16 protein-coding genes and 1 pseudogene are annotated in these 19,440 nt (G+C 63.7%); 13 read left to right on the top strand and 4 right to left on the bottom strand.

The genetic code is table 11. The features are described 5' to 3' along the window. The first annotated feature begins 16 nt into the window (after nucleotides 1-16). The 6 genes and pseudogenes from IPF76_RS07455 to glnA all read left to right on the top strand — a co-directional run bounded on the left by IPF76_RS07455 (nucleotide 17) and on the right by glnA (nucleotide 6,010). Nucleotides 17-244, top strand: coding sequence for an AbrB/MazE/SpoVT family DNA-binding domain-containing protein (locus IPF76_RS07455; RefSeq protein ID WP_293841653.1), 228 nt, complete (start codon nucleotides 17-19; stop codon nucleotides 242-244). An 11-nt stretch (nucleotides 245-255) separates the two neighbouring features. Further along, nucleotides 256-638: pseudogene (locus IPF76_RS07450) on the top strand (type II toxin-antitoxin system death-on-curing family toxin). A gap of 48 nt (nucleotides 639-686) precedes the next feature. Next, nucleotides 687-1,526, top strand: a complete 840-nt coding sequence (map, locus tag IPF76_RS07445; RefSeq protein ID WP_293841650.1) for a type I methionyl aminopeptidase — start codon at nucleotides 687-689, stop codon at nucleotides 1,524-1,526. A gap of 124 nt (nucleotides 1,527-1,650) precedes the next feature. Then, nucleotides 1,651-3,837 carry a PQQ-dependent dehydrogenase, methanol/ethanol family gene (locus IPF76_RS07440; protein ID WP_293841647.1) on the top strand — a complete coding sequence of 729 codons (2,187 nt, stop codon included), beginning with the start codon at nucleotides 1,651-1,653 and terminating at the stop codon, nucleotides 3,835-3,837. Nucleotides 3,838-4,186: 349 nt separating this feature from the next. After that, complete coding sequence (locus tag IPF76_RS07435; RefSeq protein WP_037518110.1) at nucleotides 4,187-4,525, top strand: P-II family nitrogen regulator; 339 nt, start codon at nucleotides 4,187-4,189, stop codon at nucleotides 4,523-4,525. 72 nt (nucleotides 4,526-4,597) lie between these two features. Next, on the top strand, nucleotides 4,598-6,010 hold the full coding sequence (gene glnA, locus IPF76_RS07430) for a type I glutamate--ammonia ligase (protein ID WP_293841644.1): 1,413 nt from the start codon (nucleotides 4,598-4,600) through the stop codon (nucleotides 6,008-6,010). Nucleotides 6,011-6,243: 233 nt separating this feature from the next. Here glnA and IPF76_RS07425 read toward each other — a convergent pair whose 3' ends face one another. Further along, nucleotides 6,244-6,912, bottom strand: coding sequence for a hypothetical protein (locus IPF76_RS07425; protein ID WP_293841641.1), 669 nt, complete (start codon nucleotides 6,910-6,912; stop codon nucleotides 6,244-6,246). 4 nt (nucleotides 6,913-6,916) lie between these two features. Next, nucleotides 6,917-7,123, bottom strand: coding sequence for a helix-turn-helix transcriptional regulator (locus tag IPF76_RS07420; RefSeq protein ID WP_293841638.1), 207 nt, complete (start codon nucleotides 7,121-7,123; stop codon nucleotides 6,917-6,919). A gap of 159 nt (nucleotides 7,124-7,282) precedes the next feature. On the opposite strand from IPF76_RS07420, the gene IPF76_RS07415 reads away from it, so the two are divergent. The 6 genes from IPF76_RS07415 to IPF76_RS07390 all read left to right on the top strand — a co-directional run bounded on the left by IPF76_RS07415 (nucleotide 7,283) and on the right by IPF76_RS07390 (nucleotide 15,259). Beyond that, nucleotides 7,283-8,752, top strand: a complete 1,470-nt coding sequence (locus IPF76_RS07415; RefSeq protein ID WP_293841635.1) for a PQQ-dependent sugar dehydrogenase — start codon at nucleotides 7,283-7,285, stop codon at nucleotides 8,750-8,752. 52 nt (nucleotides 8,753-8,804) lie between these two features. Next, a complete protein-coding gene (locus IPF76_RS07410) occupies nucleotides 8,805-9,416 on the top strand; it encodes an NAD(P)H-dependent oxidoreductase (RefSeq protein ID WP_293841632.1) in 612 nt (203 codons plus the stop codon). Between the two features lie 100 nt (nucleotides 9,417-9,516). After that, entirely contained in the window at nucleotides 9,517-10,818 is a 1,302-nt protein-coding gene (locus IPF76_RS07405; RefSeq protein WP_293842002.1) for a M20/M25/M40 family metallo-hydrolase, read from the top strand. 95 nt (nucleotides 10,819-10,913) lie between these two features. Further along, the gene (locus tag IPF76_RS07400) at nucleotides 10,914-12,347 is read left to right on the top strand and encodes an aldehyde dehydrogenase family protein (protein ID WP_293841629.1); all 1,434 of its coding nucleotides are present in this window, start codon (nucleotides 10,914-10,916) and stop codon (nucleotides 12,345-12,347) included. Between the two features lie 162 nt (nucleotides 12,348-12,509). Next, nucleotides 12,510-13,736, top strand: a complete 1,227-nt coding sequence (argJ, locus tag IPF76_RS07395) for a bifunctional glutamate N-acetyltransferase/amino-acid acetyltransferase ArgJ (RefSeq protein ID WP_293841626.1) — start codon at nucleotides 12,510-12,512, stop codon at nucleotides 13,734-13,736. Between the two features lie 425 nt (nucleotides 13,737-14,161). Beyond that, the gene (locus IPF76_RS07390) at nucleotides 14,162-15,259 is read left to right on the top strand and encodes a P1 family peptidase (RefSeq protein ID WP_293842000.1); all 1,098 of its coding nucleotides are present in this window, start codon (nucleotides 14,162-14,164) and stop codon (nucleotides 15,257-15,259) included. A gap of 69 nt (nucleotides 15,260-15,328) precedes the next feature. Here IPF76_RS07390 and IPF76_RS07385 read toward each other — a convergent pair whose 3' ends face one another. Beyond that, nucleotides 15,329-16,882 carry an amidohydrolase family protein gene (locus IPF76_RS07385; protein WP_293841623.1) on the bottom strand — a complete coding sequence of 518 codons (1,554 nt, stop codon included), beginning with the start codon at nucleotides 16,880-16,882 and terminating at the stop codon, nucleotides 15,329-15,331. Between the two features lie 421 nt (nucleotides 16,883-17,303). Here IPF76_RS07385 and IPF76_RS07380 point away from each other — a divergent pair, with 421 nt between their 5' ends. Beyond that, nucleotides 17,304-18,464: an aminotransferase class I/II-fold pyridoxal phosphate-dependent enzyme gene (locus IPF76_RS07380; RefSeq protein WP_293841621.1), complete on the top strand. Its 1,161-nt coding sequence runs from the start codon at nucleotides 17,304-17,306 to the stop codon at nucleotides 18,462-18,464. 125 nt (nucleotides 18,465-18,589) lie between these two features. Here the strand turns inward: IPF76_RS07380 and IPF76_RS07375 are convergent, their stop codons facing one another. Then, on the bottom strand, nucleotides 18,590-19,201 hold the full coding sequence (locus tag IPF76_RS07375; protein ID WP_293841619.1) for a glutathione S-transferase: 612 nt from the start codon (nucleotides 19,199-19,201) through the stop codon (nucleotides 18,590-18,592). Nucleotides 19,202-19,440: the final 239 nt, after the last annotated feature.

Below are 19,440 nucleotides of genomic sequence, written 5' to 3'. Positions count from 1 at the left end.
ATGTTATAACGAACGTATGAACACGCCGCTCAAAATCACCAAGGTCGGCAACAGCGCCGCCGTTATCCTGCCCAAGGAGCTGCTCGCGCGGCTTGGCGCGGCGCAGGGTGATATGCTGTCGGTCCGCGATACCGAACGTGGCATCGAACTCGCGCCCTATGACGCAGATTTCGAAACGCAGATGGCGGCGGCACGGGAAGTCATGGCGCGCCGCAAGCGCGCGCTGCGCGAACTTGCCAAATAGCGATACCGTCGATGAACTGGCTCTGGGTATCGCTGGAGGTCGCTCTGGCGGCCCACCTGGAACAGCTGGCCGAACATGGCGGCGGCGAAGGCGTGCGCGATTCTGGCATGCTCGAAAGCGCCATGGCGCGGCCGCAAAAACTCGTCGCTGATGGCAATCCCGATGCAGCCGATCTGGCCGCATCCTCGCCTTTGGCATCGCGCGCAACCACCCCTTTGCCGACGGCAACAAGCGCACCGCCGCGGTCGTCAGTGAAACCTTTCTGATGCTGAACGGCCATGACTTGACTGCCGCCGATGCCAAATTGGTGGTGACCTTCCTCGCGCTCGCGGCGGGAGAGCTGTCGAAACGCGAGCTCGCGGACTGGTTCCGCGATCATCTTGCCAAAAGCTGACGCCGCCGCCTCTCGCTTTTTCGGCCCCCAGCCGCTATATCCCATCTCATGTACGACTATGTCTCCGTAACCACCGCCGACGCCGGCGCGCCCACCCCCGTGCGCGACGGCACGATCAAGCTGCACGACGAGGCGGGCTTTGCCGGAATGCGCAAGGCGGGACGGCTGTCAGCCGAAATCCTCGACGCGCTCGTTCCCTTTGTTCAGCCGGGCGTGACAACCGCAGCGATCGATGACCTCGTCCGCACGATGATGCTCGACGGTGGCGGCATTCCCGCGACGCTCGGCTATCGCGGCTTCACGCACAGCTGCTGCACCAGTATCAACCATGTTGTCTGCCACGGCATTCCCGACGACAAGCCGGTGCGCGAGGGCGATATCGTCAACATCGACGTCACGACGATCATCGATGGCTGGCACGGCGACACCAGCCGCATGTATCTGGTCGGCGACGTGCCGATCAAGGCGAAACGACTGGTCGATGTGACCTATGAATGCCTGATGCTCGGCATCGAGCAGGCGAAGCCCGGCAACCGGATGGGCGACGTCGCGCACGCGATCCAGACGCACGCCGAACGCCACCGCTATTCGGTCGTCCGCGATTTCTGCGGCCACGGGCTGGGACAGATGTTCCACGATGCGCCCGAGGTCGTCCATGCCGGTCGTCCCGGCACCGGGCCGGAGCTTAAACCCGGCATGTTCTTCACGATCGAGCCGATGATCAACACCGGCAAGTTTGCCGTGAAGATGCTGCCCGACGGCTGGACGGCGGTGACGCGCGACCGCTCGCTGTCGGCGCAGTTCGAACACAGCATCGGGATTACCGAAACGGGCTGCGAGATTTTCACCGCGAGCCCAAAGGGTCTGAACGCGCCGCCTTGGCAGTGAGCCGCTAAGCGGCGCGCGCTTACAACCCCCGTTTCCACCCCCATATTCGCGCTTGCACCGCTCGCTCATCCGGCGCAGTCTTGACGTTAACGTCAACGATAGGCGTCGAACGGGAGAGCAAGGGATGGCGAAACGGGGCTTTACGACCGCGCTTCTGGGCTGCGCAGCACTGGCATTGGCTTCATGCAACGCATCGCAAAATGACAGCATCACCGGTGCAGGCTCGCTCGACGATGCCGAAAAGGCCAGCGAGACCCTGCTCAAGACCGGCGGTAACGGCAATGATTGGGGCGCGATCGGCTACAGCTACGACGAACAGCGCTTCAGCCCGCTCACCGATATCAGCGACAAGAATGTCGGCACCCTCGGCATCGCTTGGACCGCCGACCTCGACGATGCGCGCGGGCAGGAAGCAACTCCGGTGGTCGTCGACGGCGTCATGTACGTCACCCACGCCTGGTCGAAAGTCAGCGCCTGGGACGCCGCGACCGGCAAGCCGCTGTGGAAATTCGATCCCAAGGTTCCCGGCGAGCGCGCGGTTTCGGCCTGCTGCGACGTCGTCAACCGCGGCGTCGCGGTGTGGGGCGACAAGGTCTTCGTCGGCGCGCTCGATGGTCGCCTGATCGCGCTCGACAAGAAGACCGGCAAGGAGCTTTGGTCGAGGCAGACCTTTGACACCTCGAAACCCTACACCATCACCGGCGCGCCGCGCGTCGTGAAGGACATGGTGCTGATCGGCAATGGCGGCGCCGAATTCGGCGTGCGCGGTTACGTCACCGCCTATGACGCCGACACCGGCAAGGAGCGCTGGCGCTTCTACACCGCGCCCAATCCGACCAAGGCGAAGGATGGCGCCGCCAGCGACGACATCTTTGCAAGCAAGGCGAACGCCACATGGTCCGACAAGGGCGAGTGGCAGACCTCGGGCGGCGGCGGCACCGTGTGGGACGCGATCGTCTACGACAAGGATCTCGACCAGATATATCTCGGCGTCGGCAACGGCAATCCGTGGAACCATGGCACGCGCTCGAATGGTGTAGGCGACAACTGGTTCCTCTCCTCGGTCGTCGCTCTCGACGCCACGACCGGCAAGTATAAATGGCATTATCAGGAAACGCCGGGCGAGACTTGGGACTATACCGCGACCCAGCCGATCATCCTTGCCGAGCAGGCGGTGAACGGCAAGCCGACCAAGGTACTGTACCATGCGCCGAAGAACGGCTTCTTTTTCACGATCGACCGCAGCAACGGCAAGCTGATTGACGCCAAGCCCTTCGTTGACGGGATCAACTGGGCAACGGGCTACGACCTCGCCACCGGCCGCCCGATCGAGAATCCCGAGGCGCGCTTCTACAAGACTGGCAAGCCTTTCATCGCCATCCCCGGTGCGCTCGGCGCGCACAATTGGCACCCGATGAGCTATAATCCGGCGACCGGCCTCGTCTATATTCCCGCGCAGCAGATCCCGCAGGGCTATCTGGCCGACATGGACGAGCTCGACCGGCGCAAGGTGCTGGGGTTCAATATCGGCGCCTCACTGAACAAGACGATGCTACCTGACGACAAGGCGGCGTTCCGCGCTGCGATCGCAGCGACGACCGGCCGCCTCGTCGCCTTCGACCCGCGCAGCGGCAAGGTCGCATGGGCGGTGAACCATCCCGCTGCCTGGAACGGCGGCACGATGACGACCGCGGGCAACCTCGTGTTCCAAGGCACCAGCCTCGGCCGTTTTCGCGCCTATGCCGCCGACACCGGCAAGCAATTGCTCGACCTTGACATGCAGTCGGGGATCGTCAGCGCGCCGTCGACCTTCCGCGTCGGCGGCGTGCAATACATCGCCTTCCAGACGAGCAAGGGCGGCGCCTTCCCGCTCGTCGCCGGGGTCGCCGGGGGCGCGACGCGCAAGATCCCCAACATCCCGCGCCTCGTCGTGCTCAAGATCGGCGGCACCGCTGAGCTCCCCGCCCCGCCAGCGGCGACGACTCTCGCGTGGAACCCGCCGCCAATGACCGCCAGCGCGGCGCAGGTCGCGGCTGGCAAGGCGCATTTCGGGCGCTATTGCATGGTCTGTCACGGCGACAGCGCGATCGGCAACGGCTTCACCCCCGATCTTCGCGTTTCGGGGACGCTCGCCAATGCCGAGGCATGGAAGTCGGTGATCATCGACGGCGCGCTGAAGGAGCGCGGCATGGTGAGCTTTGCGAAGGTGCTGACCCCGCAGGATGCCGAAGCGATCCGCGCTTACGTCATCGAACGCTCGAACTGGACCAAGGCCAATCTGGCGGATTCGTCCGCGCCGATGGGACGCTGACGCGCTCCAACGACTCGTCATGGCGAGGAGCCACGGCGAAGCAATCTCCCGTTATCAGCCTTGCTTGAGGCGGAGGGCCCGAGATTGCTTCGCTTCGCTCGCACTGACGATTCCACAATGCGTGCCTATTATTTAGGCAGTACGCGAACGTCATTGCCCACCCGCTGGGCACCGCCGCAACGTCGTTTCAAAATTCTTACCAAAACCGCGCGATTCGCCAATTGGCACGGCTCTTGATTGGTGCAAGATGACGGGGCCTCGCAGCGACTCACAGGTGCGAACCGGACAGGCAGGCCTGATCCGGCTCTGACTGCGAGCGATGCGAAATGCCCAAAGGGGGACGAGAAGCGTGAAGAAGATTGAGGCGATCATCAAGCCGTTCAAGCTCGACGAGGTCAAGGAAGCGCTGCACGAAGTCGGGGTCAGCGGCATCACCGTCACCGAGGCCAAGGGTTTCGGCCGCCAGAAGGGACACACCGAACTCTATCGCGGCGCCGAATATGTCGTCGATTTCCTGCCCAAGGTGAAATTGGAAGTGATCGTCGAGGATTCGATGGCCGAACGCGTGGTCGAGGCGATCGCCGCCGCCGCGCAGACCGGTCGCATCGGCGACGGCAAGATTTTCGTGATCCCGGTCGAAACCGCGCTGCGCATCCGCACCGGCGAACGCAACGAGGACGCGCTCTAGACCAACCTGCTCCTCACCCTGTTCAACTAAGCCGGCAGAGCCGGTCATCATCGCAAGAAGGAAGTTCAGACCATGGCTACGAAGCCCAAGGACATCATCGCCCGGATCAAGGAAAACGACATCGAGTGGGTCGACCTGCGCTTCACCGATCCCAAGGGCAAGTGGCAGCATTTGACCATGGTCGCTTCGGTGATCGGCGAGGACGAGCTTGAAGATGGCCTGATGTTCGACGGTTCGTCGATCGAAGGCTGGAAGGCGATCAACGAGTCCGACATGATCCTGATGCCCGATCTCGAAGCGGTCTATGACGACCCCTTCTCGGCCACCCCGATGCTCGTGATCTTCTGCGACATTGTCGAGCCATCGACCGGCGAAGGCTATGCCCGCGATCCGCGCACCACCGCGAAGCGCGCCGAGGCCTATGTCGCCTCGACCGGCATCGGCGACACCGTCTATGTCGGCCCCGAAGCCGAATTTTTCATGTTCGACGATGTCCGTTTCGAAACCGGCTACAACAAGTCGGGCTTCGAAATCGACGACATCGAGCTGCCGACCAACACCGGCCGCAGCTATGAAGGCGGCAACCTTGCTCACCGCCCGCGTGCCAAGGGCGGCTATTTCCCCGTCGCGCCGGTCGACAGCGCCGTCGACATCCGCGGCGAGATGGTCTCGACGATGCTCGAAATGGGCCTGCCCTGCGACAAGCATCACCATGAAGTCGCCGCGGCGCAGCACGAACTCGGGCTGACCTTTGGCACGCTCACCGAAACCGCTGACCGCATGCAGATCTACAAATATGTCGTGCACCAGGTCGCGCATGCTTACGGCAAGACCGCGACCTTCATGCCGAAGCCGATCAAGGACGACAATGGATCGGGCATGCACACCCACATCTCGATCTGGGAAAAGGGCAAGCCGCTGTTCGCCGGCAACGGCTATGCGGGCCTCAGCGACATGTGCCTCTATTTCATCGGCGGCGTGGTCAAGCACGCCAAAGCGCTCAACGCTTTCACCAACCCTACGACGAACAGCTACAAGCGCCTAGTCCCCGGCTTTGAAGCGCCGGTGCTGCTCGCTTACTCGTCGCGCAACCGGTCGGCCTCGTGCCGTATTCCCTATGGCGCGGGCGCCAAGGCCAAGCGCGTCGAGTTCCGCTTCCCCGACGCGATGGCGAACCCCTATCTGTGCTACTCGGCGCTGCTGATGGCAGGGCTCGATGGCATCCAGAACAAGATCCACCCGGGCGACCCGATGGACAAGAATCTCTATGACCTGCCGCCCGAAGAACTCGCCGAAGTCCCGACCGTCTGCGGCAGCTTGCGCGAAGCACTCGACGCGTTGATCGCCGACCACGACTTCCTGCTCAAGGGCGACGTGTTCACCAAGGATCAGATCGAAGCCTATGTCGAGTTGAAGTGGGACGAAGTGTATCGCGTCGAACAGACCCCGAGCCCGGTCGAGTTCGACATGTACTACAGCGCCTGATCCGCAAGGGTCAGCGACGCCAAGGAGGGCGCCCGGTTCGGGGGAACCGGGCGCCCTTTTTGTTTGGGATCGAGCCAGCGGGAATCCGGATATGGAGGTGGAAGGACGGTCGTTCAGCAAGCTTCGTCATCCCGGACTTGATCCGGAATTCATAGCCGCGCTGTCGTCATGGATCCCGGATCAAATTCGGGATGACGATGAAGGACGGGTCTGCATCCTGTGGGAGCCGCAGTTTACCGCGGCGCCATCATCCCGCGCCATCCCGCGCCCGCAAAACAGGCGAGCAAGAGCGATCCGAACGCGATCGACACCAGATCGAGCGGGTGCGGACCGACTGCCAGCCCCACCGCGGCGGCGCCGCCCCAGATGATCGCAACCAACAGGAGCAGATTGCCGGTGATCGCCGAAATTTCCATCGTCATTTGGCGCCACAATTCATCAAAGCTTTGCCACATCCACACCGACACCGCGGTGAAACCGACCAGCACCGCCAGTAAGATCCAGAACGCGACTGCAGGGCTGACCAGGGCCGCCGTACTCGCAGCGTCCGCCGCGACCGCATGCGCCAGCAACATCAGCGCCGCGCCCAGGATCAGACAGCTGATCGCGCTGGCGCCCATATTGGCGCGTTCCTCGACGATTTCCTCGGCATCGGCGACGTTGAGCATCCGCTGACCGAACAGGCGCGGTGCCGCGGTACCCAGCCCGACGAACAGCCCCATCAGCGCATAGATGAACCCGACTCCGAGCAGGATGATCGCCGAGGGCGCCCAGTCAAGCCCGCCCTGCGCCTCGATGAATGCCAGCATCGCGACCATGCCGCCCGCGCCCGCCGCCGCGCCGATCGCCGCCTGCATGGCGATCTTGCGCCATCCTGCGGCCTTGCTTGCCTGCGTCGTCATCTCGCTACTCCTTCGCCGTCCAATGGTCGATAAACAGCTCGCGCACTTCGAGGGCGAACAGCCCCGCCATCCGGAGCGCGAGCGGCAGGCTGGGGTCATATTTGTCGGTTTCGACCGCATTGATCGTCTGGCGCGACACGCCAAGCCGGCGGGCAAGTTCGCCCTGGCTCCACCCCGCCGCCTCGCGAAATTTGCGCACCCGATTTTCCACAGCCGCTCCCTTGCCTGTCAAGAGCTCTTTACATCTACCGGATCCGCCTGTCAAACACTCTTTACAGGCATCTTGGTAAACCGCCAGGGTTGCAGGCGCCGCGCGCGGGTGGCAGGTTGCCCCCGAGGGATGGGCTCGATCACGAAAGGCCGATTGGCCATGCGAATGCGCGTCGTTTTTGCTCTCACGCCGCTATTGCTGGCATCTTGCGGTGGAGGAGGCGGCGGCGGTGGCACCCCGCCCGCGGCCAATGCTCCGCCCAGCTTCACCTCGCTGCAAACCGCTAGCGTCGTCGAGAACACCACTGCCGCCTATCAAGCAACCGCGACCGATCCCAATGGCGACGCGCTGACCTTTACCGTCGACGGGGGTGCCGATGCAGCGCGCTTTGCAATAACCGGCGCGGGCGCGCTCAGTTTTAATGCTGTTCCCGATTTCGACCTGCCCGAGGATGCCAGCGGCGACAATGTCTATGCCGTCGTGCTCCGCGTCAGCGACGGCCAGGCAAGCGTCACGCAAGCGGTCAACATCACGGTAACCAACAGCCGCGAGGGCATATCGGTTGTGCGCGTCGGCACGGGCTTCAGCCAACCACTCTACGTCGCGCCGATCCCCGGCAGCAGCAACGTCTATGTCGTCGAGAAGGGCGGCAATGTGTACCGCTTCGATCCCGCGAACGGCAGCCGGACGCTGGTGCTCGACATCACCGACATTTCGACCAGCGGCGAGCGCGGTTTGCTCGGCCTTGCCGCCTATCCCGACCATGCAACGTCGCAGCGCCTGTTCGCGGTCGCAACCGCGACCAACGGCGCGGTTCAAGTCCGCCGCTATACGCTGGGCCAGCCCAACTCATCGACCGCTTACGACACGGTACTCAGCGTGCCGCATACCGATTTCGAAAATCACAATGGCGGCTGGATCGGGTTCGGGCCCGACGGCCATGTCTATGTTGGCGTCGGCGACGGCGGCGGTGGCGGCGATCCGGGCAACAATGCCCAGAACACGAACTCGCGCCTCGGCAAGATTCTGCGCTTCGCGGTCGGGGCGGGGGGCAACAGCTATTCCCCGGCGCCGGGGAATCCGTTTCTGGCCGGCGGCGGCGATCCCTATGTCTATGCCTTTGGCCTGCGCAACCCGTTCCGTGCCTCATTCGCCGGATCGATGCTGCTGATCGGCGACGTCGGGCAGGGTGCGGTCGAGGAAATCGACGCGGTGACGACGACGCAGCCGGGGCTCAATTTCGGCTGGCGCTTCCTCGAAGGCACGCAGCCCTATACGGGCACCGCCCCTGCCGGGCTGACCCCGCCAGTCGCCGAATATGGTCATGGCAGCGGACCACGACAGGGCAATTCGATCACCGGCGGTTATGTCTATCGTGGCCCGGTGCCCTCGCTCGTCGGCCAATATGTCTTCGCCGATTTCGTCTCGGGCAATATCTGGTCGGTGCCCTTCGCCAGCCTTGTTCCCGGCCAGACGCTCGCCGCGTCGCGCTTCGCGCGGCGCAACGAGGATTTCGCCCCTGACGCCGGGACGCTCAACTCGATTGCCTCGTTCGGCGAAGACAGCGCGGGCAACCTTTTCCTCATCGGCATCGGCGGCGACATCTTCATGGTGCGGCAGGGAACTTGACGGACACGCCGCGGCTTTCTTGCGCGGGGGTACACCCCGCAAAGGATATGCCATGGCCGCCCCGCTCACTGCCACCGCCATCAACTGCTCACTGTCCGCCAAGGGCCGCGCAAGTTCGACCGACGCGATGATTGCCGTCCTCGCCGAGCATTTTTCCGGTCAGGGCGTGAAGGTCAGCGAACCCATCCGCATCGCCGCGCACCGTGTCAAATGGGGCGTCTCGTCAGACGAGGGAGCGGGCGACGACTGGCCCAAGATACGCGAGCAGATCCTTTCGGCCGACATCTTGATATTTGGCACCCCGATCTGGATGGGACAGGCGTCGAGCGTCGCAAAGCTGGTGCTTGAGCGGATGGATGCCTTTCTTGGCGAAACCGACGACGCGGGGCGGATGCCCAGCTATTCCAAGGTCGCGGTTGCCGCGATCGTCGGGAACGAAGACGGAGCGCACAACGCCTCGGCCCAGCTGTTTCAGGCGCTGAACGACACTGGCTGGACGATCCCCGCCGTCGCTGCCTGTTACTGGGTAGGCGAGGCGATGGGGTCGGTCGATTTCAAGGATCTCGCGCACCGCCCGCGTAAGGTCACCGAGACGGCGAAGATGGTCGCCGCCAACGCCGCACATCTGGCGCGGCTGCTCAAGGCTTCGCCCTATCCGGGCTGATCGCTTGCCGAGCAGCGTCAAGCAAGGCACAATCGATATCTGTCGCCCCCGCGAAGGCGACGATTTGAAAAGTCTAAGGCCGGAGCCCTCCATGAAATCAATGCCGCTTGCTGCGATCGTCGCCGTTCAGCTCGCGCTCGCGCCAACGGCGCAAGCCGAACTTTCCAAAGCCGAGAGCGGCATGGCAAAAACGGTGGCGGCCGAACAGGATCGCAGCCTCACCCTGCTGGAAAAACTGGTCAACCAGAACAGCGGCTCGCTCAACCTTGAGGGCGTCGAAAAGGTCGGGGCGATGATGCGCGCTGAGCTCGAACCTTTGGGCTTCAAGGTCGAGTGGAAGCCGATGACCGATACCGGCCGCGCGGGCCATCTGATCGCGACACATGCCGGAAAGCCCGACACCAAACGCCTGCTCCTCATCGCGCATCTCGACACCGTGTTCGAACCCGACTCGCCGTTCCAGACTTTCACGCGCAAGGGTGACATGGGCGAAGGTCCCGGCGCGGGCGACGACAAGGGCGGCATGGTCGTTATCGTCGCGGCGCTGCGCGCAATGCAGGCGGCGGGGACGCTCAAGGACGCCAATATCGAAATCCACATGACCGGCGACGAGGAAGACGCGGGCACGCCGATCGAAAGGGCGCGCGCCGACTTAATCGCGGCGGGCAAGCGCAGCGACGTCGCGCTCGATTTCGAAGGGCTGGTGCGCGACAATGGCGCCGACATGGGGTCGGTAGCGCGCCGCTCGTCGGACAGCTGGACCGTCACCGCAACGGGGAAGAGCGCACACAGTTCGGGCATCTTCAGCGCCGCGGCGGGCGACGGCGCGATTTATGAACTCACGCGCATCCTCTACCGCTTTCGCACCGAACTTCCCGAACCGAACCTGACCTTCAACGTCGGTCTTATCGCGGGCGGGCAGCAGGCCGATCTGGACGCGGGCGGCATCCGCGCGACCGTCACCGGCAAGACCAACATCATTGCCCCCATCGCGGTCGCACGCGGCGACCTGCGCGCGTTGTCACCCGACCAGATCGAGCGCGTGAAGGCAAAGATGACAGCGATCGTTGGCGAGCACGCTCCCGGGACGGATGCGAAGATCGCGTTCGACCCCGGCGGCTATCCGTCGATGGCGCCGACCGACGGCAACCGCGCGCTGCTGAGCAAACTCAACGGCGTGAACCGCGACCTCGCCCTTGCCGAAATGGCGGCGCTCGATCCGCTGAAGCGCGGCGCGGGCGACATCAGCTTCGTCGCCGCCGACGTCGACGGGCTCGCGGGACTCGGGCCGCACAGCACCGGCGACCATGCCCCGGGTGAGGCGGTCGATATCCCCAGCATCGGACGGCAGGCGACCCGCGCCGCCATATTGATGTCACGACTTTCTGCGGAAAAGCGCTGACCTGCCGCAATTGCCAGTTGGCCTTTGCTTGATTCATCCGCCACAGTGATTAGGTAGCAATCCGAGACGGATTCACCGCCGATGGGAGACAGGACATGAGCACCGAAACGCATCTCAAGCAGAATTACATCGGCGGCCAGTGGGTCGACAGCAAAGGCGGCAAGCCGCACGACGTGATCAACCCGGCGACCGAAGAGGCCGCGTCGACGATCGTCCTCGGCACCGCTACCGACGTCGACGATGCCGTCGCCGCGGCGCGCGAGGCGTTGAAGAGCTGGTCGCAGACGACGCGCGAAGAGCGCCTCGACCTGCTGAACCGCATCGTCGAGGAATATAAGAAGCGCGCGGGCGACCTCGCCAAATCGATGGCAAGCGAAATGGGCGCCCCGGTCAGCTTTGCCGGCACCGCACAAGTCGGCGCCGGCATCGGCGGCTTCCTCGGCACGATCGCCGCGCTCAAGGATTTCAACTTCACCGAAAAATATGCCGCGGGCGTCATCGCTTACGAACCGATCGGCGTCGTGGGCATGATCACGCCGTGGAACTGGCCGCTCAACCAGATTGCATTGAAGGTCGCCCCAGCGCTCGCCGCGGGTAATACGATGGTGCTGAAACCGTCCGAAGAATGCCCGGGCAACGCGACGATCTTTGCCGAGATCCTCGACGCCGCGGGCGTCCCGCCGGGCGTATTCAACCTCGTGCAGGGTGACGGCCCGACCGTCGGCAACGCGATCAGCGCGCACCCCGGCATCGAAATGGTCAGCTTCACCGGATCGACCCGCGCCGGCATCCTCGTCGCCAAGGCCGCCGCCGACACCGTCAAACGAGTCCATCAGGAACTCGGCGGCAAGTCGCCGAACATCGTCCTGCCCGACGCCGATTTCGCCGCGGTGCTGCCGCCGACGGTGCAGGGCGTGCTGGTCAACACCGGCCAAAGCTGCATCGCGCCGACGCGCATCCTGGTCCAGAAAGAGCGTCAGGCCGAAGCGGTCGGCGTGATCAAGGCGATGTTCGACGGCACGCAGGTCGGCGATCCAATGAGCGAAGGCGGCCATATCGGCCCCGTCGTCAACAAGGCGCAGTTCGACAAGATCCAGGGGCTGATCCAGTCGGCGATCGACGAAGGCGCGACGCTGGAGACCGGCGGCACCGGCCTGCCGAGCAACGTCAACCGCGGCTACTATATCAAGCCGACGGTCTTCTCGGGCGTCACCCGCGACATGCGGATCGCCAACGAGGAAATCTTTGGCCCCGTCGCGACGATCATGGCCTATGGCGACCTCGACGAGGCGGTCGATATCGCCAATGACACCGAATATGGCCTGTCGGCGGTGATCTCAGGCGATCCCGCCAAGGCCGCCGCCGTCGCACCGAAGCTGCGCGCGGGCATGGTGGCGGTCAACGCCTGGGGCCCCGGTCCCGGCGCGGCATTCGGCGGCTACAAAGCTTCCGGCAACGGCCGCGAAGGCGGCGTGTTCGGGCTGAAGGATTTCATGGAAGTGAAGTCGATCAGCGGCATTCCGGGTTGATCGTATTAAACCCCTCCTCTTCAGAGGAGGGGTTGGGGGTGATGCTGTCGCGTCGCAGCCTCAATCTCCCCCGCAACCAGCGAGCAAGCTCGCAAGTTTCGCTGCCCCTCCTCTGAAGAGGAGGGGTTTTGCGTTTGGGGAAGAGGCGCTAAGCGCTCTTCCATGACCACCCGCTCCCCCTTGGCCCCCGCCGCTTTTCCCACGCTCCCCGACATCGCCGGGGTGACGCTCCGCATCGCGCGCGCGCAGTACAAAAACTGGGACCGCTGCGACCTCACCTATGTCGAGCTCGCGCCCGGCACGACGGTTGCGGGCGTCTTCACACGCAACATCTGCTGCTCTTCCGAAGTCGAACTCGGCCGCGAGCAGGTCAAGGGCGGCATCGGCCGCGCGCTGATCGTCAACGCGGGCAACAGCAACGCGTTCACCGGCTATCGCGGCCGCGAGGCGGTCGAGCAGATCATGGCGCAGGTCGCGGATCACCTCAGCTGCGACGCGAACGAAGTGTTCGTCAGCTCGACCGGCGTCATCGGCGTGCCCTTGCCCAAGGACAAGGCGCGCGCCGGGGTCGAGGCTGCGCTCACCGCACAACCCTGCTCGTGGGAGGCGGCCGCCGAAACGATCTGCACCACCGACACCTTCGCCAAGGGCTCGACCGCGAGCGCAATCGTCGGCGACAAGACCGTCCATGTTGCGGGGATCGTCAAGGGATCGGGGATGATCGCCCCCGACATGGCGACGATGCTCGGCTATATTTTCACCGACGCCGCGGTCGCTCCGACGCTGCTGCAGGAGATGCTCAGCGAGGCGACTGGCGCGACGTTCAACAGCATCACCGTCGACAGCGACACTTCGACGAGCGACACCGTGCTGCTTTTCGCGACCGGACAGGCGGGCAACGCCCCGCTGTTTACCCGCGACGATCCCGGCGCCGATGCCCTCGACGCGGCGATCCGGCAGGTCGCACTCGACCTCGCGCAGCAAGTCGTGCGCGACGGCGAAGGCGCGTCGAAATTCATCGAGGTGCAGGTGAGCGGCGCGATCAGCGACGACAGCGCGAAACGCGTCGCGCTCGCAATTGCCAACTCGCCGCTGGTGAAGACCGCAATCGCGGGCGAAGACGCCAATTGGGGCCGCGTCGTTATGGCGGTTGGCAAGGCGGGCGAACCCGCCGACCGCGACAAGCTGGCGATTCGCTTCGGCGATCATTGGGTGGCGAAAGACGGCCTTCCCGTCGAAGGCTATGATGAGGCGCCAGTCGCGGCGCATCTAACGGGTCAGAACATCCGCATCGGCGCGGACCTCAGATTAGGCGAAGGTCGCGCGACCGTGTGGACGTGCGATTTAACCCATGGCTACATCAGCATCAACGCCGACTATCGCAGCTAATGATTAGCTAAAGTTGAGCTTGTACACAGTTCAAAGCTTTGTGAATTGATCCCAGCCAGCAGTCGATTGACCTCGCAGCGAGCTACGCCAGTTTGTCGCGCGCGTTCGGCCTCGAATCTTTCACATCGCTCCATCGAGCGTTCGCCGATTCCATCTCCGTGAAGCGCGGACCGGCGCGACTCGCGAGCAGCGAGGTCGCGGCAATCATGTAATCGCCGTCCGTATCAATGAGGACGCCGCCGGTTGGGGCAACCGGCGGCCCGTCTCGTCCGCACAGAGCTGCGCTGTCGCCACCCAGGCCAACAGGGCATCATCATCGCCGACAAGACAATGGACCGGAAGTTTGATTTGACGGTATTGGTTGCGAGGACGAGCAGGCGCACGATACGGGTGTACCAATGATATTGAGTAAGACGATTGTGGCAATGGGCCTGCTGGCCGTGGCATCCGTTGCGCCCCCGGGTGAGCGCGCGCGCGAGGCCGGTGTCACTATCGGCGTTCTCACCAGCGGCCCGCTCAATAGCATCACCGATGTTGACGGGGTCCAGGTTGGCCATGTCACGATCAAAGAAGGCACTGATATCCATACCGGCGTCACGGCGATCCTGCCGCATGGCGGCAATGTCTTTCGCTCGCGCGTTCCCGCCGGCTTTGTCGCCTTTAACGCGTTCGGGAAGTTTGTTGGCTCGACGCAGGTCGCCGAACTCGGTGAGATCGAGACACCCATATTACTGACCAACACGCTCAACGTCCCCGAAGCCGCGGCTGCGGCGATCGAATGGACGCTGACCCAGCCGGGCAATGAGGAAGTCCGGTCGGTCAACGCCGTCGTCGGTGAAACGAACGACGGCGTCTTGAACGATATTCGCCGCCGCCGCGTCACCGTCGCCGACGCCCGGCGCGCCATTGAGCGAGCAAAAGGCGGGGCAGTCGAAGAAGGGTCGGTCGGAGCGGGTACCGGAACGGTGGCGTTCGGTTTTAAAGGCGGCATCGGCACGGCGTCGCGCAGGCTGCCAAGTTCGCAAGGCGGCTGGACCCTTGGGGTGTTGGTCCAGAGCAACTACGGCGGTGTCCTGAACATTGCCGGTGTGCCGGTCGGTATCAAACTCGGCCGCCACGCCTTCGCTGATCAGGCCGATCGCGATACTGCTGACGGCTCCATCGTCGTGGTGATTGCCACCGATGCGCCGATGTCCGATCGCAACCTGCGCCGTATCGCCGAGCGTGCGTTCATCGGGATCGGACGGACAGGATCGTCCTTTTCCAACGGATCTGGCGACTATGCGATTGCATTTTCGACCAGCCCGGCGGTGCGCCGCGAGGAGGGAAGCGCGCCGACGGTGCAAATCGACGATCTACGCAACGAGGCGCTTTCGCCGCTGTTTCAGGCCGTTGCTGAAGCGACCGAGGAGGCTGTCGTCAACTCGCTGTTCGCCGGAAAGACCGTCAAGGGGCATCGCGGCACAGTCGAGCGGCTGCCGGTCGAAACGATATTGCCCTGGCTGACCCCTGAGGACCGGTGACCGCGCCGCCAGTCCGCCCAGCTGTCGGTGACGGCCAGCCATCGCGCCTCCTTTAGAGCTGAGCGTTGATCAGGACGCCCTCGCCGCGCGCAGCAGACGACCGGGAGCGCCCACACGCTCACCGCCTTCAAAGGCTGCCCGTCCGTTCACCATGACCATGTCGAAGCCTTGCGCCTGTGCAAATGGGTCGAGGTAGCTCGAGCGCGCTTTCACCCGTTCGGGGGCAAACAGGATGAGGTCCGCCTTCGCGCCCGGTCGCACTGTTCCTCGATCGGCGAGCCGGAGGATTCGCGCCGGGAGCGCGGTGGCTTTGCGGACGGCATGCTCGATCGGAAGCCTGCCGCTGTTCACGACATATTGCTCGATCAATTTGGCATAAGTTCCGGTGGCCCGCGGATGACGCATGCCCGGACCACCGTCGGTCGAAATCGCGACATCGGGATCGAGAACGAGAATATCTTGCAGCGCGCCGTCCATGGTGAAATGCGCGCCGGAGGCGCCGCCCGGCCCGATCTTAATCAGGAAATCGGCATAATGGAGTCCAGCTTCATCCGCTGCTTGGGCCAGTGTTTTTCCCGCATAAGGCGCGGTGCCGATCAAGAGCGCGTCCGGCCCGCCGCGCCGGGTCATGCGCGCGATCAGATGAGCGCGCAGTTCCTGCCGTCGCCCTGCGACGATCGCGCCATAATCGCTGGGCGGCAAAGCCCATTCGGGGAAAAGCAGCGCAATGCCGGTATAGCCAGCACTGTATGGATAGGCATCCGCGGTCAGATCGATGCCGGAACGGCGTTTTGCGGCAATATAGTCGAGCAACCGGCGGGCGCGGTCTTCGCCTTTGCCAAACACCACTTTCAGGTGCGAGATGTGCGGTCGGCCAGGGTGCGCGGATGCAATCAGTTCCTCGATCGAGGCCTCGATCTCGTCGTCATTTTCGGAGCGCATGTGGCTCATGACCACGCCGTCGTGGCGAGCGACGGTTTGGCCGAGGCCGGCAAGTTCGGTGCCGGCGGCATAAATGCCTGGAACATATTCTAGCCCGTAAGATATCCCGAAGGCGCCAGCGGTCAGCTCCCGGTCGAGCTGCGCCGCCATCCGGGCGAGCGCGGCATCGTCAGGCTGGCGCACCGCGTCCGGAATGCCGGTGGCGCGGCGCAGCGTGCCGTGGCTCGCCAGCACCGCAACATTCAGTGAGAGAGACGCGCGATCGGCAGCCGTCAGCCAAGTTGCGAGATTCAGATCTTCACCGACCCGGGGACCACTGCCATCTACCCCCAGCAGAATGGTGGTCACACCCATGGCAAGGAAAGCATCGTAGGACTGCTCAAGCGGATTCCCATGCGTGTGGGTGTCAATAAATCCGGGCGCCAGGACGCGCCCTTCGCCCAGAACAAGTCGCGCGCCGTGCGGGGCGGCGCCGCGTGGCGGCAAGATAGCCGCCACACGATCGCCGGCGACGGCAACGTCCGCGCGGCGCGGTTTGGCCCCGGTGCCGTCGACAAGCAGGACATCGCGGAAATAGATCGTCGGCCCACGCCGGGGCGCGGCACGCACCGGCAGATTTACCAATGCGCTCCCGGCAATTGCGCCGCCAACGAGCTGGCGCCGCGTGATGTCACGCACCATGAAACTCTCCCCTATCCGTGTTAGGCAAGACTGCCCAAATGGGCGGGTAAAAGCAAATATATGGGCACGGGCAGAGCATCCTGGCATGCTACATTTCGGATGATCCATGTCCGCTACCTGCTGCTTGCACGATGATACTGGCCCAATGCGGTCGGACCCCTTTTGGCTTGGAATCATCGAGAGCAGACGAGGCCAACCTGTCAGCGAGTCGGCAGTGAGCGACCGGCCGGGAAGCTTTGCTGTCTGGTTATTGCCGAGCAGCGAGCCAGCATGAACAGCCCGACCGATCGTGGGTGCCTCGTCCACGGTATGCCGACACCCGCGCGTACGGCCGGCGAAAGAAGCGGCGTTGGATAATTATGCCGGTGCCCCTATCAGCCCAGCCTCAAGCATTAAGTGCCATTCAAGTGGAGCATCTTTTATGCCCGTCCAGATCGATCCCTTTCACGCCATCGCCATCAGTCGTCTCGCCCATCGGATGCGAGCCGAAGGTCGGTCCGTGATCCATATGGAGTTCGGCCAGCCTTCGACCGGCGCTCCGGCCGCAGCGATCGAGGCCGCGCACCGCATCCTCGATGCCGACGGCATGGGCTATTGGGAAAGCCCAGCGCTCAAGGCACGGATCGCGGCGCATTACAGCGAAGCCTATGGGATTTCCGTCGATCCGGAACGGGTCCTCCTGACGTGCGGGGCTTCGCCCGCCTTCGTCCTCGCGCTATCCTGCCTGTTTTCGCCTGGCGCCAGGGTCGCCTTGGCGCGCCCCGGCTATGTTGCTTATCGGAACACGCTCAAGGCGCTTCATCTGGAGCCGGTCGAACTCGTCTGCGGCGAAGGCGAACGGTTCCAGATTACCGCCGATGCGGTCGAACGGCTAGAGCCCGGCCCGGATGGCGTGATTGTCGCGAGCCCGGCCAACCCCACTGGCACGATCATCCCGCCCGAGGAACTCCGGGCCTTGGCCGACGTCTGCAAGCGCCGCGGCATCGCCCTCGTCTCGGATGAGATATATCACGGGCTAAGCTATACGCAGCCTGCCGAATCCATGCTGCAACACGCGCCGAATGCATTGGTCGTCAACAGCTTCTCCAAATATTTCAGCATGGCGGGCTGGCGTCTTGGATGGCTCATTGTTCCCGACTCGCTGGTCGACGCGGCTCGCGCCCGAATGGGCAATCTGTTTCTGACGCCGCCCTCCCTTGCTCAGCATGCCGGCTTGATCGCCTTTGACTGTCGCGACGAACTCGAAGGTCATGTCCGAACCTATGCGCGCAATCGAGAACTGCTCCTCGAGGCGCTTCCGCAAATGGGTCTCCGGCGGATCGCACCCCCCGATGGAGCTTTCTACATCTACGCCGATGTCGGCCATCTCACGAATGACAGCTTCTCCTTCTGCGAGACCCTGTTGCGCGATACGGGTGTGGCCGTCGCTCCCGGGCTCGATTTCGATCCGGTCGACGGCAACAGTTTCATACGCCTCAGCTTCGCCGTCTCTACCGCGTCGGTCGAGGAAGCGATCCGACGTATCGAACCTTGGTTGTCCGCCAAAGCGGTCGGCAGCGCCGGCCTTCCTCTCGTCGAATGAGACTTTCGCAAGTCAGAGACAGACCGAGAGCGCTCTAGAATCCGGACCGCAGAAGCTGGCCGATTGCGGTTGGTCTGTTTTGGTTTGGCAAGGAGCTATAAGCGGAGATTCACGTCTGCTCCCTTTCAGCTCTGTCCTTCTGCCCATGGCGCAATTGTGACCATAGCCCGCTCAAACAGCTCCGATGCCACCAGGATCGCCAGCCATTCGCGCACCCGCGTGGGCGTTTGGGCTGCGAACCAGTGCTCGTCGACTCCGGCGAACTGTCGAACAAATGGAAACAGCGCGAAATCGCTGAACCCGCGCGTGTCGCCGTCAAGATACTCTCGTTCTTTCAGTCGCTCGTCGAGCTCCGCAAGCAATTCCAATCCTGCTGCGCGATGCGTCAGCGGATCGGCATCATAACGAGCGGCATATTTATAACGGTCTAGGTGATGTTTGAACGCGCCGTCGAACTTTGCGACCAACGCCGCATCGGCACGCGGCCGCCAGTCTTCGGGATCATGCTGCGACAAGGCCCAGTGCATGATATCGATGCTTTCATCGACCACCGCCCCGTCCATCAGCACGAGTACCGGCACGGTTCCCTTTGCCGATGCGGCCAGCATGGCGGCGGGCTTGTTGCGCAGCAACACCTCGCGATGCGTGTAGATCGTCCCGCTCACCAGCAGCGCCATCCGCGCGCGCATCGCGTACGGACAGCGGCGAAAGCTATAAAGGACGGGGCTGTCGCGCATCGCTGGCTCATATAGCCCATCGGTCGGCAAACGCCCAATATGCAAGCTTCTGCTGTGAGGTGATATCCGCGGAGGCTGGAGACGGCCAAGACCAGGCGCATTGCCGCCTTGCGAATGGTGCTGGCGTCACCACTGCCGTGCCCGTCCGGCCCGACCGTTATGTTTTCGGCAGCGGCGAAGTGTATGATTTGGTCAATCGCTAGGTCGCTATGATCGGCCGACGGCTGGCGATGCAGGAC

It is taken from the genome of Sphingopyxis sp. (assembly GCF_016704835.1).
GTDB lineage: Bacteria > Pseudomonadota > Alphaproteobacteria > Sphingomonadales > Sphingomonadaceae > Sphingopyxis.
This window is presented reverse-complemented; position numbering and strand designations above follow the sequence as displayed.